At 65.2% G+C, this 16371-nt stretch carries 16 protein-coding genes and 2 pseudogenes; 10 read left to right on the top strand and 8 right to left on the bottom strand.

What is annotated here, in order from left to right:
• The first annotated feature begins 50 nt into the window (after positions 1–50).
• Positions 51–1454 carry a class II fumarate hydratase gene (gene fumC, locus AC1DT6_RS15695; RefSeq protein WP_441625692.1) on the top strand — a complete coding sequence of 468 codons (1404 nt, stop codon included), beginning with the start codon at positions 51–53 and terminating at the stop codon, positions 1452–1454.
• Between the two features lie 74 nt (positions 1455–1528).
• Here fumC and AC1DT6_RS15690 read toward each other — a convergent pair whose 3' ends face one another.
• From AC1DT6_RS15690 to AC1DT6_RS15680, 3 genes are all read right to left on the bottom strand, one after another.
• Positions 1529–2578 (bottom strand): IS3 family transposase, encoded by a 1050-nt coding sequence (locus AC1DT6_RS15690; protein WP_477114777.1) that lies wholly within the window; start codon positions 2576–2578, stop codon positions 1529–1531.
• Entirely contained in the window at positions 2578–2886 is a 309-nt protein-coding gene (locus AC1DT6_RS15685; protein WP_477114766.1) for a hypothetical protein, read from the bottom strand. The genes AC1DT6_RS15690 and AC1DT6_RS15685 overlap by 1 nt, the downstream gene beginning before the upstream one ends.
• A 192-nt stretch (positions 2887–3078) precedes the next feature.
• Complete coding sequence (locus AC1DT6_RS15680) at positions 3079–3987, bottom strand: DMT family transporter (protein WP_441629403.1); 909 nt, start codon at positions 3985–3987, stop codon at positions 3079–3081.
• 252 nt (positions 3988–4239) lie between these two features.
• Here AC1DT6_RS15680 and AC1DT6_RS15675 point away from each other — a divergent pair.
• The 4 genes and pseudogenes from AC1DT6_RS15675 to AC1DT6_RS15660 all read left to right on the top strand — a co-directional run.
• Positions 4240–4347: pseudogene (locus tag AC1DT6_RS15675) on the top strand (LysM peptidoglycan-binding domain-containing protein); the annotation flags it as partial.
• A gap of 139 nt (positions 4348–4486) precedes the next feature.
• Positions 4487–4669 carry a hypothetical protein gene (locus AC1DT6_RS15670; RefSeq protein WP_035863528.1) on the top strand — a complete coding sequence of 61 codons (183 nt, stop codon included), beginning with the start codon at positions 4487–4489 and terminating at the stop codon, positions 4667–4669.
• Positions 4670–4729: 60 nt separating this feature from the next.
• A complete protein-coding gene (locus tag AC1DT6_RS15665) occupies positions 4730–4975 on the top strand; it encodes a GlsB/YeaQ/YmgE family stress response membrane protein (protein WP_035863526.1) in 246 nt (81 codons plus the stop codon).
• 69 nt (positions 4976–5044) lie between these two features.
• Positions 5045–5539, top strand: coding sequence for a hypothetical protein (locus tag AC1DT6_RS15660; protein WP_441629402.1), 495 nt, complete (start codon positions 5045–5047; stop codon positions 5537–5539).
• Between the two features lie 31 nt (positions 5540–5570).
• On the opposite strand, the gene AC1DT6_RS15655 is transcribed toward AC1DT6_RS15660, so the two are convergent.
• Genes AC1DT6_RS15655 through AC1DT6_RS15645 form a run of 3 tightly spaced genes read right to left on the bottom strand, consistent with a single transcriptional unit; the run spans position 5571 to position 8449 of the window.
• Positions 5571–6713: a tetratricopeptide repeat protein gene (locus tag AC1DT6_RS15655; protein WP_441629401.1), complete on the bottom strand. Its 1143-nt coding sequence runs from the start codon at positions 6711–6713 to the stop codon at positions 5571–5573.
• Positions 6714–6759: 46 nt separating this feature from the next.
• Positions 6760–7494: a site-2 protease family protein gene (locus tag AC1DT6_RS15650; RefSeq protein WP_441629400.1), complete on the bottom strand. Its 735-nt coding sequence runs from the start codon at positions 7492–7494 to the stop codon at positions 6760–6762.
• Positions 7495–7531: 37 nt separating this feature from the next.
• Positions 7532–8449: a DUF2167 domain-containing protein gene (locus tag AC1DT6_RS15645; RefSeq protein WP_441629399.1), complete on the bottom strand. Its 918-nt coding sequence runs from the start codon at positions 8447–8449 to the stop codon at positions 7532–7534.
• Between the two features lie 170 nt (positions 8450–8619).
• Here AC1DT6_RS15645 and AC1DT6_RS15640 point away from each other — a divergent pair.
• Positions 8620–9048 (top strand): annotated as a pseudogene (locus AC1DT6_RS15640) (type VI secretion IcmF C-terminal domain-containing protein); the annotation flags it as partial.
• 57 nt (positions 9049–9105) lie between these two features.
• Here AC1DT6_RS15640 and AC1DT6_RS15635 read toward each other — a convergent pair.
• Both AC1DT6_RS15635 and AC1DT6_RS15630 read right to left on the bottom strand, forming a co-directional pair.
• Positions 9106–9960: an XpsR family transcriptional regulator gene (locus AC1DT6_RS15635; RefSeq protein ID WP_441629398.1), complete on the bottom strand. Its 855-nt coding sequence runs from the start codon at positions 9958–9960 to the stop codon at positions 9106–9108.
• A 676-nt stretch (positions 9961–10636) separates the two neighbouring features.
• Positions 10637–11353, bottom strand: a complete 717-nt coding sequence (locus AC1DT6_RS15630; RefSeq protein WP_441629397.1) for an IclR family transcriptional regulator — start codon at positions 11351–11353, stop codon at positions 10637–10639.
• A 179-nt stretch (positions 11354–11532) separates the two neighbouring features.
• On the opposite strand from AC1DT6_RS15630, the gene AC1DT6_RS15625 reads away from it, so the two are divergent.
• From AC1DT6_RS15625 to AC1DT6_RS15610, 4 genes are all read left to right on the top strand, one after another.
• The gene (locus AC1DT6_RS15625) at positions 11533–13152 is read left to right on the top strand and encodes an acyl-CoA carboxylase subunit beta (protein WP_441629396.1); all 1620 of its coding nucleotides are present in this window, start codon (positions 11533–11535) and stop codon (positions 13150–13152) included.
• A gap of 353 nt (positions 13153–13505) precedes the next feature.
• The gene (locus AC1DT6_RS15620) at positions 13506–14666 is read left to right on the top strand and encodes an acyl-CoA dehydrogenase family protein (RefSeq protein ID WP_441629395.1); all 1161 of its coding nucleotides are present in this window, start codon (positions 13506–13508) and stop codon (positions 14664–14666) included.
• 49 nt (positions 14667–14715) lie between these two features.
• The gene (locus AC1DT6_RS15615) at positions 14716–15582 is read left to right on the top strand and encodes an enoyl-CoA hydratase/isomerase family protein (RefSeq protein ID WP_441629394.1); all 867 of its coding nucleotides are present in this window, start codon (positions 14716–14718) and stop codon (positions 15580–15582) included.
• A gap of 59 nt (positions 15583–15641) precedes the next feature.
• Positions 15642–16371 (top strand): biotin carboxylase N-terminal domain-containing protein (locus AC1DT6_RS15610; protein ID WP_477114765.1); only part of this gene is annotated, 730 nt, incomplete at its 3' end.

Below are 16371 nucleotides of genomic sequence, written 5' to 3'. Positions count from 1 at the left end.
CACCGCGCCGGGGCCATCATTGACGTAGTCTTGTTTGGAGAGTGATCCCCATGCCCGCATTCCGTTCCGAAACCGACTCGATGGGCGCCATCGACGTACCCGCGGATCGCTACTGGGGCGCGCAGACGCAGCGCTCCACCATCAATTTCCCGATCGGCGTCAGCCGCTTCCGCTGGCAGCGGCCGGTCATTCGCGCGCTGGGCATCCTCAAGCGCGCGGCGGCCGAGGCGAACGCCGAGCTGGGCGAGCTGCCTGACGACCTGGCCCGCCTGATCGTGCAGGCGGCCGACGAGGTCATCGCCGGCAAGCTGGACGATCATTTCCCGCTGGTGGTGTTCCAGACGGGGTCCGGCACGCAATCGAACATGAACGCCAACGAGGTGATCTCCAACCGGGCCATCGAGCTTGCCGGCGGCGAACTCGGCAGCAAGAAGCCGGTGCATTCGAACGACCACGTGAACCGCGGCCAGAGCTCCAACGACACGTTCCCGACCGCCATGCACATCGCCGTGGTCGAGCAGATCCACACCAAGCTGTTCCCGGCGGTGAGCGCCCTGCGCGATACGCTGGCCGCCAAGGCGCAGGCCTACCAGGACATCGTCAAGACGGGCCGCACGCATTTGCAGGACGCCACGCCGATTACGCTGGGGCAGGAAATCAGCGCCTGGGTCGCGCAGATCGATTTTGGCCTGAACGCCGTCAAGACAGCGCAGCCGGGCCTGCTGGAACTGGCCATCGGCGGCACGGCGGTCGGCACCGGGCTGAACGCGCATCCGCAATTCGGCGCGCGCGCCGCGGCCCACATTGCCACGCTCACCGGCCATCCGTTTGTCGACGCGCCGAACAAATTCTTCGCCCTCTCCGCGCACGATGCGCTGGTGCAAACCTCCGCCGCGCTGCGCACGCTCTCCGGCGGCCTGATGAAGATGGCGAACGACGTACGCTGGCTGGCCTCCGGCCCGCGCTGCGGCATTGGTGAACTCAACATCCCGGAAAACGAACCGGGCTCCTCGATCATGCCGGGCAAGGTCAATCCGACCCAGTGCGAAGCGATGACCATGGTGTGCGCGCAAGTGTTCGGCAACGATGCGACGGTGGCCTTCGCCGGCAGCCAGGGCAATTTCCAGCTCAACGTGTACAAGCCGGTGATGGTCCACAACGTGCTGGAAAGCATCGAGCTGATCGCCGACTCCTGCCTCGCGTTCAACGATCACTGCGCGATCGGCATCGAGCCGAACCTGCCGAAGATCGCGGAGAACCTCGACAAGAACCTGATGCTGGTGACGGCGCTGAATCGCCATATCGGGTATGACAAGGCGGCGGCGATTGCCAAGAAGGCGCATAAGGAAGGGCTGACGCTCAAGGGGGCGGCGCTGGCGCTTGGTTATCTGACGGAGGAGGAATATGCGCGGTGGATTGTGCCGATTGAAATGACGCATCCGAATAAGGATTGAGGGGGAGGTGGGCTGCTGGTCGGGCGGCGGGGGGCTGAGTGCGGCGTGTGTCAAGGTAGTTGTCGCCTCAGCCGTTACGCTGCTTGCTTGTAATTCTCTGCGTTTTTCTGCGCTCGCTCCGGGTTCAGGTACACCGCATCTGGGAGTTCCCAGTTGCGGATGCCCGCGCTCCAACGCTGCGGATTCCGGGCGCGCGCGGCTTCATACAGCGCCGTTCTCTGCGCCAACAGTGCGGTAGCYTTGCCCTGATGCCGCTGGYTTGGCGTGACGTATTTCAGGCCGCTGTGTCGGTGCTCGTCGTTGTACCAGCGCACGAAGCGCAACACCCAGTCACGCGCTTGTTCCAGGCTATCGAACGGGCGCTCCGGCCACATCGGGCAGTACTTCGCCGTACGGAACAACGCTTCGGCATAGGCGTTGTCGTTGCTCACCCTAGGCCGGCTATAGGACGGCACCACGCCTAGGTCATACATCGCTGCCAGCATGGTGGCCCCTTTCATGGCCTTGCCGTTGTCCGAATGCAGTACCAGCGGACGACCTGCCGTTTGCTCCCGCAARCAGCCGTGCATCAGCAGGCGGCTGGCGTGCTCAGCCGTCTGGCTCTCATGCACCTCGTTGGCTACCAGCTTGCGGCTGTAGATGTCCTTCATCATGTACCAGTAGAAGAACTTGCCCTTGACCGTGGTCGGCAGCCAGGTGATGTCCCAACACCACACCTGGTTCGGACCCGTGGCCCGATGCGTCGTCGGCGGGCGCGTGCACGGGGCCTTGCTGCGGCCACGCCGACGGCTTTGTCCCGCTTCATGCAGCACCCGGTAGATCGTCGATACCGATCCCACGTAGATGCCCTCATCCGCCAGCTTTGGCACGATCTGGTGCGGCGTCAGGCTCGCGTAACTTGGCTGGTTCGCCGCCCTCAGCACCGCCTGCCGTTCTGCTTCGCTGAACTTGTTAGCCGGTGCCTCGCGACACGCTTCCAGCCGCCCGTCGGCGGGGGCGTGCCGCCAGCGCTGCAAGGTCCGCTCGGTCAAACCAAGCGCCTCGCAGGCCTTCTCCTGCCGGGCCCCGGCACTCACCGCTTCATCGATCAACTCTATGGCTTCCAAGCGATCCGGGGTGCTGATCAGTCTTCCTCGTCCCGTCCCCAGATCGCTGCGGCTTTTTTTTGCAAGACCAGCAGTGCCGCCGTCTCCGCAAGCGCCGCATTCTTGCGCTTGAGCTCGCGTTCCAGCTCACGCACTCGCCTGCGCGCCGCTTCGTCGTCCCGCCGCTGCGCCAGCGTTCGCTTGACGGGCGTAGCCGCATTGGCCTGCTCGCACGCCTCACGCCATTGCTGAATCTGCTCCGCCTGGATGCCCTTTGCGCGGCAGTACTCCGACAACTCCGCTTCGCTTAGCGGCCGGTTGCATATCGTGTCATCACCTATTCGCACACCGCCCTCCATTTTGCTTCACTAAGGAAACGGAGGCGACAAGTATCCTGACATGGAGGGCGAGTAAAGAAAAGTGACACCTCCGTGTGCGTAAACGGCCAACCCCGTACAGCCGCGCCAGCAGCTAGAAGCAATAAAACCCCGCCAAAAAACGCCCACTCTGCGCCAGCAGCCAGAAACCCTAAAATCCCGTCACCGCCGATTGGCAATCCAAATCCCCGCCACAATAGCCGCCAGCCCGACAGCATGAAACCACCGCGGCCAGTCCCCCAGCAAAGCAGTCGACATCAGCGCGGCAAACACAGGCGTAAGCGTAAAGAAAAACACCGGCAACTGCGCCCCCGCTCGCGCAATCGCCCGGTCCCACGCAAAGTAGGCCAGCAGCGACGGAATCGTCGCCACATAGAGCAAGATGCCGGCCGCCTTCCCATTCCATTGAATCGCCGCCGGCGCGGCCAGCAACTCCCACGCCACGAATGGCACGCTGGCCAGCACACCCGCCACGATCTGCGCGAACAACAGCACCGCCAGCGGCAAGTCCGGACGCTTCTTGCGCAGCAGCCACGTATAGGCGCTCCAGGTAATCGTGCCCGCCAGCATGAACAGGTCGCCGGCCACGAAGTCCAGCTGCGCCAGCCGCCCGAGATCCCCGCGCAGCATCACCACGCCCACGCCTGCCAGGCAGAGCAGGGCGCCCGCCACATGCCAGCCGCGCACACGTTCGTGAAAGAAGAGCGCGCCGATGATCAGCAGGAAGATGGGCGCGGAGGCGCCGATCAGCGTGACATTGATTGGCGAGGACGTGGTCAGCGCCAGGTACTGCATGGCGTTGTATACGGAGACGGAGAGCATGCCCATGGCGGCGATCACGCCGGCGTGCCGCTTCAGTGTCGTGGCATGCTCGCGCACACTCCGCCATACGTAGGGCGCCAGCAGCAGCCCGGCCATCGCCCAGCGGGCAAAGTTCAGCGTGATCGGCGGGATGGCGCCGGCGGCGTAGTGGCCGACGATGGCGTTGCCGGCCCAGCTCAATGGCGGAAACGTCAGCAGGCCAAGCGTGGTCCAGTCGAGCCTGGTCTTGCCGGATGCGGTAGCGGTCATCGGAGGGTTGTCGTCCTGTTTGTGTTCTTGTTGTTTTTCGCGATGCTATTACTTTTTCTGCCCGCATTATGCCGCAGGCGCCGATTGCAAACGATTGTCACTGCCATGCTTTTTGCGGAGCCCTTGCGCTAGTCTCCCCACCTGTCGGGCCGGGCGCCAGCCCTTGCCCGCCAATCTTTTTGACTCGCTCGGAGAACACAATGGGTGTGCTGGATTTCATCAAGGACGCAGGCGAGAAGCTGCTGGGCAGGCAATGGTTCGCGCTACCCGGAAATCTTCGAGGCCAACCGTCCCATGCTGAGCGATCCCGACAAGATCTATCCGGGACAGACCCTGCGCATTCCGGCGCAAGTATCCTGAGTAAGCCGGCACGAGTACGCCGGCGCAGCGCCGGATACGAACTGTTACACGGCGCTGCGTACCGGCTGTCAACACGCCCAGGCCCCGGCCCGTTTTTACAGGCAACGCGCAACGAAGCGCGCCTCACCTGGAGATAGACATGAAGAAGGTTCTCGCCATCCTGACCCTCGGACTCTTCGCTGCCGGTGCCTTCGCCCAGGCCCCGGCCGCCGATGCGCCCAAGGCGCCCACCAAGGTGGAAAAGAGCGCGCACAAGAGCAACAAGACACAAGCCACCAAGCACACCAAGGCCGCCACGCCGGCCAAGTCCGCCGCGCAGTAATGCGGCGTTTCAGGGCGCGCTCTTCCGGGGGCGCGCCCTTTTCCTATTTCTCCTGACGCCATGCACCTGATCTGGACTATTCTCATCGGCTTCCTGGCCGGGCTTGTGGCGCGCGCCATCACCCCCGGCAATGGCCCTAGCGGGTTCTTCCTGACCTCCGCGCTGGGTATCGGCGGCGCGCTGGCCGCGACCTTTCTCGGGCAGGCCCTGCACTGGTATCGCCCAGGGCAATCCGCCGGCTTTATCGGCGCCGTGGTGGGTGCGGTGATCCTGTTGCTGGGCTACCACCTAATCAGCAAGCGCTGAGCCGCAACGCCACGCCCCGAAAGCCAGATACCAGCAAGCAACACCCGCAACGGAACACGGAACCCGATCATGAGCCTGATGGATTTTTTGCAGTCTGCAGCTACCGCCCTGGGCGGTAATCCCGAGCAGCAGGTAGACCACGTCGCGCAGAACGCGCCTGAGGGCGCGCTCGGCCAATTGCTGGCCGGCGCCTTCCGCTCCGACCAGACGCCGGCCTTCGGCAATATGGTGGGCGAACTGTTCGGCCAGTCCAACGGTGCGCAGCAGGCGGGCCTGCTCAACCAGTTGCTTGCCACACTGGGCCCGGCGGCGCTGGCCGGCGCGGCGGGCGGTGCGCTGGGCAATCTGCTGCAGCCTGGCGCGACCCAGGTCACTCCGGCGCAGGCCAGCCAGCTCACCCCGGCACAGGTGCAGGAGATCGCCGCCCATGCCGAGCAGGCCCATCCGGGCGTGATCGACCAGATCGCCGGTTTCTACGCGCAGCATCCCACGCTGGTCAAGACCATCGGCAGCGCCGCGCTGGCCATTGCGCTGGCCAGGTTCAAGGAACACCAGCCGGGCTGAGCCGCAGGCGGCCGCCGCCAGTGCGCAGCCGTTACGGCAATGCCACCTCTAGCCGCGCCAGCGTGCGCAGCAGCTTCTCGTCGTCCGGGGCCAGTTCGTGCGCCGCGACAAAGGCGGCGCGCGCTTCGTCCTGCCGCTGCAATTGCATCAGCACCTCGCCCTTGTGCGCCAGGCCTTCCACCCGGGCGCCCAGGTTGCCTTCGGTGCCTTCGCCATACGCGGCCAGGGATTGTTCGAGGTAGGTCAGCGCCTGCGCGGGCTGGCCCAGGCGGAACAGCGCCCAGCCCTTGCTGTCCAGCACGTAAGGGTTGCCCGGCGCGTCGGCGAGGGCCTCGTCGATCATCGCCATGCCGCGTCCGACCATCCAGTTGGCATCGACCAGCGCGTAGCCGACCTCGTTCAGGCTGTCTTTTGGCAGGGGCGCCAGGCCGAGCGCGATGTCCAGTTGCTTGTCGTCCCGGCCAGCGATCGACAGGTCGATCAGCTTGCGCCGGATACGCGCCTGGAAGTCCGCGCCGATTTCATTCTTGCCAGCCTCGTAGCTTGCCAGCATCTGCCGGAAGACGGCCGCCGGCCCGGCGCCGGCCGGCAGGGCGGTGATGGCGTCGGACTCGCGCCTGCACCACGCGAATTCGCCCGCTTGCAGTCCGGTATACGTGTAGTCGAGGCTGATCGTCCGTGCCTTGTGGCTTTGCGCATAGTAGGTATAGCCGTGGCTATCCGTCCGGTTGCAGAACAGGTACCCGTCGTCGAGGTCGAGTATGTAGGTCATGCCTGCTATGGGATCATTGCTGCTCTCGCCGTGCAACGAGAACGATTCGCCGAAATCGCCTTCGCCGACGATCGGGTTGAGGATCCATTTTTCCTTGGCGTGCCGCTTGGGCATGCGCACGGATACCGTGTTGCCCTGCTTGTCGGTGACGCCGAAGATCACGCTGTCCTGCTCGTTCGACTTGGGGAAGACGCCGGCGATCCGCTGGCCGGGCAGGAACAGCCGGTAGCGGGCTTCGGGCATGGCCTGGCCGGTAGCCGGATCGCGCAGCACGAACCGGTGCACCTGCGTGCCTTCGCCGAGCGTGCCCGGCTGGCGATAGTCGCGCGCCAGCGTCATGGCGGGAATGGATGCCACAGCCAACAGCACTGCGCCCTTCAGGTAAAACGATTTGCTTCTCATTGCCTTGGTATTCAGGTTGAATTGGGTTCGGGCGCCTTCGCCGGCGTCAGGTGGCCATGCTGCCGGCACGGATGCTGCCCAGCATGCCGTGCAGGTCATGTGTCATGACCGCCAGGAACGCCACCAGCCCGAGGTAGTACAGCGTATAGGTCAGGCGCATTTCCGCGCTGATGGTGTAATAGGCGCGGTTCTCCGGGGCCTGCGGATCGTAGCGCCAGGCCTTGAGCAACTGCGGGGCCGCCAGCAGCGCCACCAGGATCAGGATCGGGCTGGGGCGCCACAGGAACATCGCCACCAGCACCGGCACGCCAAGGAACCAGATGCGCGGCGACAGCAACGCGGTGACGCGGCCGCCATCGAACGGCGAAAGCGGGATCAGGTTGAACAGGTTGATAAAGAAGCCGGCATAGGCCAGCGCGAGCATCAGTCCGCTGCCGGTGCTGCGGCCAATGTAATAGCAGGCCAGGGCGCCCAGGGTGCCGACCACCGGCCCCGCCAGCCCGATATAGGCCTCGGTCTCGACGTCGACCGGCTGGTCCTTGAGTTCGACCCAGGCCCCGACGAATGGAATGAAGGTGGGCGCGCCCACGGCCAGCCCGCGGTGGCGCGCGGCCAGGAAATGGCCCATCTCGTGGACAAAGATCAGCAGCACGAAGCCGACGGCATAGCGCCAGCCGAAGATCAGCGCGTAGGCCCCGATCGACAGCAGCATGGTGCCGCCCGTGGTCAGCAGCTTGCCCATCTTCAGGCCGCCCAGGAGCAGGAGCAGCAGCTTGGTCATCGGTACAACTCCGTAGCCGGGGAGGAGGAATGCGCCTTCACTTCGGCTGTGCAGGACCGGACGGCTTGCGCCTGAACCACTTGGTGGCGGAATAGCCGATGCCCGCCACTGCCAGCATGATCACCTTGGCGAACTTGGCGAAGAACGCCGCCAGGACGGCCAGCAGGCCCAGCTTCTTCGCCGCTACCCCGCCGATCAGCGCGGCCAGCCCGTATTCCGCCACTTTGTCGGTGCTGGAATTGAAGTCCGCATAGGCCTTGCCCTCGGCGAAGTCGAGATTGGACAGCAACGTGCGCACCACGGGCTTGTTGGTGTCGACCTGGTCGCGCGCGGTGATCAGGTTCAGGCTGACGTAGCCTTCCCGCCCGAGCGCATAGGTGTTGTAGTTGACGGACTGGGGGGCATCGGCCGGCTGGCCCTTCTCGCGTGCCGACATCGACCAGATCAGCCGATGGCTGGCCGCCTCATAGTGGGGCCGCTCCACCCAGCCGACGATCTCAAGCCCGCGGATGCCGTGCTTCTCGCGCTCCTCGTTGGCGGCTTCCGTGCCTTCCTTGAGCGATTTGAAGAGGTCGTCGACATTCCAGTCCTTGGCGTCGTCGTCGCGGATGTAGCCCGAGGGCTCGTACTTGGCTACCACCATCCAGTCGTCGTCGCCGGTGGGCAGCACCAGGCCAAGCAGGCGCTCGTCGGTAAGGTTGCCCATGGCGTGCATGAGCTTGCCGGCGGCCGGCTGGGGAATGAAGACTTCCCTGGCAGGCAGCTTCAGCGTGGCCTGTTCGCCCAGTTGTACCGTGGCCGGACCTGCCTGGGCGCTGGACTGCGCAGCCTGCCAGGCCGCCTCCATCTCCTTTTCCTTGCTGTCGCTGCCCTGCGCCAGCAGGCTGCCGGACGCAAGGAGGCTCATCCCGCATGCCAGGCTTGCCAGCATGCTACGCAATTCATGACCCGTCATTCCCACAATGACCGCTCCCTTCGCTAGATTGTTTGTTATTTGCGGCACTGCCGATGATGGCCAGGGGAAGGGGGGGGTCCGGCGGCCTCGCATGCAGTGCGATCGCCTGATGGTTTGGCGATTGGTGATTTTAGCGTTTTTTTTATTTGCGGCAGTGTGATTGAAGGGGGAACAGTCTCCAGGACGTCGGAACCCGGCTGCAATGGCAGACCGAGCGCGCCGGCACCAACAAGAGCTATGAGTTCGGTGGCCGGTGGGGACTGGTGCGGATGCTGGAACGGGCGCACATCGAACCGCCGAACGTCGCGACCTACCAGCTGACCTGGCGGGCCGTTCCGGACACGACGGGGCCATCAGCCGGTCCGCGTGACAATCCGGTCACCAGCCCGGGCCAAACCGCCGAGAACCTGGACAGCATGACGACCCGCAACGCGCGATTGCCGGTGGCCGAGGACATGGTCTATCCAATCCGCTACGAGATGCGCACCGAGATCGGCCAGGGTCCGCTGGAAATGCTGGCGTTGCGGGGGTTCGTCCTGCCGTCGCGCATTTTCGTGGGTCGTGAGCCGCAGGCGGTACGTCCGCTCCGGTCGCGATGAGGCCATCGTCACACGCCCTGTACTATCCGATCACGCCAGCGGGCCCTTATCCGGTCCTCAAGCGTTCAGTAGTGGGGGAGCACATAAGGCTTGGTTCTGGTTGGGGGAGGGATCTGCATGGGAATTCTTCCGGGCAGGGTATCCGCCTCGGGGAAGCCCGCTGGCCGCGCGTCCGACCTGCAATGCGTTATGGCTCTCCAGGAATCTTTCCGGACCGCTGGCAGGCGCCGGAAAGCTATCGAAGTCGCTAGCCTCAAGACTCGCGCCAAGCAGCTTGCCGAACGCATTGAGCTGCACGTCCGAAGTCAGTCCGGCGCTGCCGGCCAGGGCGGGGCACAGGATCCATGTGGTGCCATCCCTGACGAAGACGTGCAGGAGTCTTACCTGGTCTGCCGGCTGTAGCTGCCGGACCTCCCCAGCAGCTTCGTCGAGCCCGAAAGCCCGCACGAAGTCGTCGGTCTGGCGATGGCCGATGCAGATGACTACCTTTGGCCGCCAGTACGTGCAGAGTGTCCGCAGGAAGCGGAATCGCCCGCCATGCCGGCACAGTTCCAGGTAGCGTTCCTTGGGCACGAGTTCAGCCTGGCCGCGAAATACCTTTGACCAGGGCGTCAGGCCATCGAGTTGCATCGGCAGGGGAAACAGGTTCAGCTTGAACTCCGCGCCGTCCGGTGCGTAGAGCTGGTCCCGGAAGTATTCTTTCCAGTCGTTGTCATCGAGCCGGATACCCAGCGCCTCGGCGCGGGCCGCGGCCATGATGCGCGCAATGCGCTGGTGGTTGAGCCACTTGCCCATATCGACCCGGTGTTTCGCGCGAAACGCGTCATCCCATGCACGGGGTTCCGTGCGCGGCCGCAATGGCCCGGCAAGGCGCTCGAACCACGGATGCGGGCTCCTGTCGCAGATCCACACGCTGGCTCTCGGGTTTCCGCCCTCCATGCCTACGTACGACGCAAAGTAATTGTCCAGTTCATCGCGTGTGAATATCCCTGAGTGCTGCATTGCTGCCCCTTATCCCTTGGTGGGACCCCATTCACCCATTCCCGCAGCGTGCCGCCCGGTTCTGCCGACCGTGCGTGCCGCTGGGGTTATCCAACGTGTCCCGCATGCTGCCTGTGGGGCATGGCGGGGCAACCCTCCCGCGTGGGTTGCGTGTATTTGCTTATGTTATTTTTTAAACAGGAAATAGCAGGTCAAAGCCATTCGACCTGGTATTTATGCATATTTGATATGCGTCAATGTTGAATGTATACGGTGCACGGATGGCGCTGCAGGTGTCAGTCAATGACGCTTTGAATAGTGTCCAGCCGGCACGAACGGTATCGGCGTGAATGAGATGAAGGCTGCCCGGAAATGGCTCGCCGGCGCACTGGAGAGGTGGAGTCCAAGGATATTGCCCCCGCTGGATAAACGCAAAATGTCAAAAATGTTCAAAATGAATTGCTGCACTGCACTTTAGCGCAGATTGTATGGGTCATACACTACAATATTTTAATTTCTGACATAAAAAACGTAGAGAGCCGGGCATTCACGGGGGCAGATTTATTTTCTATCCCCTCTGATGGGGGGGTGTTTTTTTGAGACCCCGTCATCCAAATGCCTCCCGGATCATTCCCCCAATCTCATGCCGCCGCGCCACCGGCATCCGCGAAGCCGTCGAGACAATACTGATCGCAGCCTCGCCAGCCAACGGCAACGCGAATGCAAAGCCTACCCCCGCCACGCCCCCCGCCCCCGCCAGCGCATAGCCCAGCTTACGGCTGCGTTCCACACCGCGCTGCAGCTTGAGCAGGCTGAGCCCGCTGCCCTCGTATTCGCCACGGTGCCGCTCAAAGTGCGCAGCGATTTCCTCGTCGCCCAGCTTGGCCAGCAGCGCCATGCTGGCGGTACCCTGTCCCAGCAGCCGCGTGCTCCCCGTGAGCAGGTGGAAATGCTGCACCCGGTGGCTGCCTTCCTCGGCATGCATGCAGTAGCCGTGGTCGCCAATGCGCACGATCAGGAACACCGTGTCGCCGGTCTTGCGCGCCAGCGCCTTCATGCGCGTGGCGCAAGCGCTGGCCAGCGGCGAGCGGTTCATGGTGCGCAGGCCCATCGCCATGGCTGCCATGCCCAACCGGTAGCGCTTTCCCTGTTCATCCTGCCCGGCAAAGCCGGCGTGGGTGAGGTAACGCAGCATGCGGTGGGCGGTGGTGCGGTCGATGCCGGTCTGCGCCACCAGTTGCGGCAGAGTCAGCCCGGTTTCATGGTGCTCGGCCAGCAGGCATAGCAGTTTGAACGCTCGTTCCAGGCTCTGGACACCGGGCATGGGAGGGGAGGCTGGCCGGGCAAGGAGGGAGGGTGGGGTGGACATGGCGGGCAGGCGTGGCATCCGGAGGTGCGTCAAAGACGGGGTTGTGCACATTATGCACAAATCGCGAGTTTGAGCTTGTCGCGCGCCGGCGCCTGGTTTGCAATCGATGCATTCCTTGTCCCTTGCCGAGCGCCATGCTTCCCATCGAGTCCCGGATCGATTCCGCCAGTCCCGCCTTCGCCAGCCAGCGCACCGGCATGCAAGCCCTGATCGAGCGCTTGCGCGCGCTGGAGCAGCGCGCCACCGCCGCCTCTGAACGTTCCCGCCCCGCCTTCACCAAGCGCGGCGCGCTGCTGCCGCGCGAGCGCCTGGCCCGGCTGCTGGATCCCGCCTCCGCCTTCCTGCCAATCGCCAACCTGGCGGGCTACGGCATGGACGATCCCGACCACGACACCTCCATCCCCGGAGGCTCGCTGGTGGCTGGCATTGGCTTTGTCCGCGGCGTGCGGGCGATGGTGGTGGCGACCGACTCTGGCATCGACGCCGGCGCCATGACCGAAGGCGGCAACCTCAAGTTGATGCGCTGCCAGGAAATCGCGCTGGAGAATTGCCTGCCCTTTATCCATCTGGTCGAGTCCGCCGGGGCCAACCTGCGCAAGTACCGCGTCGACAAGTTCGTGCGCGGCGGCGGCATCTTCTACAACCTGGCGCGGTTGTCCGCCGCCGGACTGCCGGTGATCACCGTGGTGCACGGCTCGTCTACCGCCGGCGGCGCCTATATGCCAGGCCTGTCCGATTACGTGGTGATGGTACGCGGCCGTGCCCGCGCCTTCCTGGCCGGGCCGCCGTTGCTCAAGGCTGCCACCGGCGAGATCGCCACAGACGAGGAACTGGGCGGCGCCGACCTGCACGCGACCGTCAGCGGCCTGGCGGAGTTCGTGGCCGAGGACGACGAGCACGCCATCGCCCTGGCGCGCGATGTGGTGGCCAGCCTGGACTGGCCGGCCGTGGCACCGCGCCTGCCCCAGCCCGTCCAGCCGCCGCGCCTGGATGCGGGCGAACTGGATGGCGTGATGACGCTGGACGTGAAGAAGCCTGTGGATATGCTGGAGATCATCGGCCGCGTCGTCGACGATTCCGCCTGGTTGCCGTTCAAGCCGGATTACGGACCGGCCACGGTGTGCGGCCGCGGCCGCATCGAAGGGCACGCGGTGGGCTTCATCAGCAACAACGGCCCGATCGATCCGGCCGGCGCGACCAAGGCCGCGCAGTTTATCCAGGCATGCAACCAGAGCGGCACGCCCATCGTGTTCCTGCAGAACACCACCGGCTTTATCGTCGGCCGCGCCTCGGAAGAGGCCGGCATGATCAAGCACGGCGCCAAGATGATCCAGGCGCTGTCGAATTCCACCGTGCCGCAGATCACCCTCTATTGCGGCGCCTCCTTCGGCGCCGGCAATTTCGGCATGTGCGGCCGTGGCTTCCGCCCGCGCTTCTGCTTCTCCTGGCCCAACGCCCGCACCGCCGTGATGGGCGGAGAGCAAGCCGCCATGACGCTGGAAATCGTGGCGCGCCAGCAAGCCGAGCGCAAAGGCGTAGCGGTGGACGAGGAACGGCTGGCACAGCAGACCGGCGAGATCGTAGCCAACTTCGAGCGCCAGGCCAGCGCCTTCATCACCAGCGGCCTGCTGCTGGACGACGGCGTAATCGACCCGCGCGACACCCGCGCCGTGCTGGCCTTCGCACTGGCCACCGCACGCGAGGCGGAGGCGCGCACGCCGAGGGCAATGCAGTTTGGCGTGGCCAGGTTCTGATCACCAGCGCCCTCCGTGTGTGCCCCCACGCGATGCGAAGCGAGCCGTGTAGGTGTACCAGGCCGTATGGGGCGCCTCGGAATCCGGCGAAAAGAGCGGAAAAGAGGGACCCATGTTTGAGTATCGCCTTAAGGCGATGCGAGTTTGGGTCCCGGCCGCTCTTTTCGCCGGATTCCGAGGGGGTGTCGCCCCATCCGGCGCGCCTTCTTTGCCTACTTTCTTGGCAAGACAAGAAAGTAGGTCGCCCCCCGCAGGGGGGTGAAACCGCCTTTGAATTTAAGCCTTTAAGCCTTTAAGCCTTTGACTTCGTAGCCCCCCCAGGCCACACCACCAAGAACAAGGAGACACCCATAATGCTCTACACCGAAGACCACCACAACATCATGGCCAGCATCCGCCGCTTCGTAGCGGCCGAGATCAACCCCCATGTCGACGAATGGGAAGCCGCCGAAATCTTCCCCGCGCACACGCTGTTCAAGAAGATGGGCGAACTAGGCTTCCTCGGCATCACCAAGCCGGCCGAATACGGCGGCCTCGGCCTGGATTTCTCCTATGCCGTGGCCGCAGCCGAAGCCCTCGGCTACGTCCACGCGCAAGGCGTCGGCATGGCCGTAGGCGTGCAGACCGACATGGCCACCCCGGCCCTGACCGCCTTCGGCTCCGACGAACTCAAGCGCGAGTTCCTGGCACCGGCCATTGCCGGCGAGGCGGTGGCGGCGATCGGCGTATCCGAGGCCGGCGCCGGCTCCGACGTGGCCTCGCTCAAGACGCGTGCCCGGCGCGATGGCGACGACTACGTCATCAGCGGCTCCAAGATGTGGATCACCAACGGCACCCAGGCCGACTGGATCTGCCTGCTGTGCAATACCTCCGACGGTCCGGTGCACAAGAACAAGTCGCTGATCATCGTGCCGCTCAGGCAGGGCGGCAAGCGCACGCCTGGCGTGGAAGTGCAAAAGATCAAGAAGTTCGGCATGTGGTGCTCCGACACCGCGCAGATCTTCTTCGATGAAGTGCGGGTGCCGGCGCGCAACCGCATCGGCGAGGAGGGCATGGGCTTCATCTACCAGATGAAGCAGTTCCAGGAAGAACGTCTGAACGGCGCGGCGCGCCGCCTCGCCTGCAATGCGCTGATCGAGGAAACCGCCGACTACCTGCGCCAGCGCATCGCCTTCGGCAAGCCCCTGCTCGACAACCAGTTCATCCAGTTCAAGCTGGCCGAACTCAAGACCGAGATGGAAGCCCTGCGCGCGCTGGTCTACATGGCAACCAAGACCTATATCGACGGCGGCGACGTGGTGGAGCTGGCCTCCATGGCCAAGCTCAAGGCCGGCCGCCTCTCGCGCGAGGTGGCCGACTGGTGCATGCAGTTCCAGGGTGGCATGGGCTACACGTGGGACAACCATGCCTCGCGCGCCTATCGCGATTTCCGCCTGGGCTCCATCGGCGGCGGTGCCGACGAGGTGATGCTCACGGTAATCGCCAAGCAGATGGGGCTGATGGCAAAGCACTGAGCTTGCCGGCCGTTTCCTTCTCACGCAATGTTTCCGCTACTCCCAAACCATGACCAACGCCGTCAATACCGAATCCGCCAATGACGCCAGCGCCGTGATCGTGCGCGAGGTCCGGGGCGTGCTGTTCGCCACCCTCAATGCGCCATCCACGCGCAATGCACTCGCGCCCGAGGTGGTCGCCGCGCTGGCGCATGCCGTGGCGCGCGCCGAGTCCGACACCGCGCTGCGGGCGCTGGTGTTGCGCGGCGCCGGCGGCTTTTTCTGCGCGGGCGGCAACGTCGGCAATTTCCAGGCGCGGCTGGATGCCGGCGCCGCGCCGGACGATCCCGTGGCCAGCCGCAATCGCGAGTTCGGCTACTTCATGCAGCGGCTGGCCGCGCTGCCCGTGCCGGTGGTGGCGGTGGTGGAGGGCGCGGCCATGGGCGGCGGCATGGGCCTGAGCTGCGCGGCCGATATCGTGCTGGCCACGCCCGACGCGCGCTTCGCCTTGTCCGAGACCTCGCTGGGCATCATCGCCGCGCAGATCGCGCCCTTCGTGGTGGCGCGCATCGGGGCGGCCGCCACGCGGCGCCTTGGTTTGTCCGGCGAGCGCGTGAGCGGCGACACGGCGGTGGCACTGGGACTGGTGGATCAGCTTGCCGGGGACGGCGCCGCGCTGGATGCGCTGCTCGCCGAATGGCTGACGCGCATCTGCCGTTGCGGCCCGCAGGCCAACCGCGCTTTCAAGGCGCTGGTGGCGCGCACCGGACAGGTGGGGCAGGGCGAGCAACTGGACGAGGCCTCGCGCCTGTTCGCGCAATGCATGCGCACCGAAGGCACCGAAGGCATCCAGGCCTTTCGCGGCAAGCGCGACGCCGCCTGGGTGGTGCGCTTCGACGCCGCCGACGTACGCGCCGCGCACGCCACGCAAGATTGAGTAAACGGGCAACCCGCACCGCAACGGCCCACTTCGACACTCCGATCCCGAGACGTACCATGCCCGCTACCAGCCGACCCTTCCACACCTTGCTCGTCGCCAACCGTGGCGAGATCGCCATGCGCATCATGCGCACGGCGCGCCGCCTCGGCCTTGCCACCGTGGCGGTCTATTCCGAGGCCGACCGCCATAGCCCGCACGTGGCCTTCGCCGACCGCGCGGTACGCATCGGCGACGCCGCACCGCGCGCGTCCTACCTGAATATCGGCGCCATCGTCGAGGCGGCGCGCAGCAGCGGCGCCGATGCGGTGCACCCCGGATACGGCTTCCTGGCCGAGAATGCCGAATTTGCCGAAGCGGTGACGCAGGCCGGGCTGGTCTTCGTCGGCCCGYCGGCAGAGGCGATCCGCGCCATGGGCAACAAGGCGGAGGCCAAGCGCCTGATGCTTGATGCGGATATGCCCTGCATCCCTGGCTACCAGGGCGAGGCGCAGGACGACGCAGCGCTGCTGCGGGCCGCGGCGCAGATCGGTTTTCCGCTGATGGTCAAGGCCGCGGCTGGCGGCGGCGGGCGCGGCATGCGCCTGGTGCATGAGGCGGATGCCTTGCCCGGCGCGCTGGCCAGCGCGCGCTCCGAGGCCAGCGCCGCCTTCGGCTCCGGGCAACTGATCCTGGAGCGCGCGGTGATCGCGCCGCGCCATGTGGAGATCCAGGTCTTCGCGGATACGCAGGGCCATGTGATCCACCTTGGCGAGCGCGACTGCTCGGTGCAGCGGCTCGGTGCAGCGG

Source organism: Cupriavidus sp. 01L45, assembly GCF_056399885.1.
This window is presented reverse-complemented; position numbering and strand designations above follow the sequence as displayed.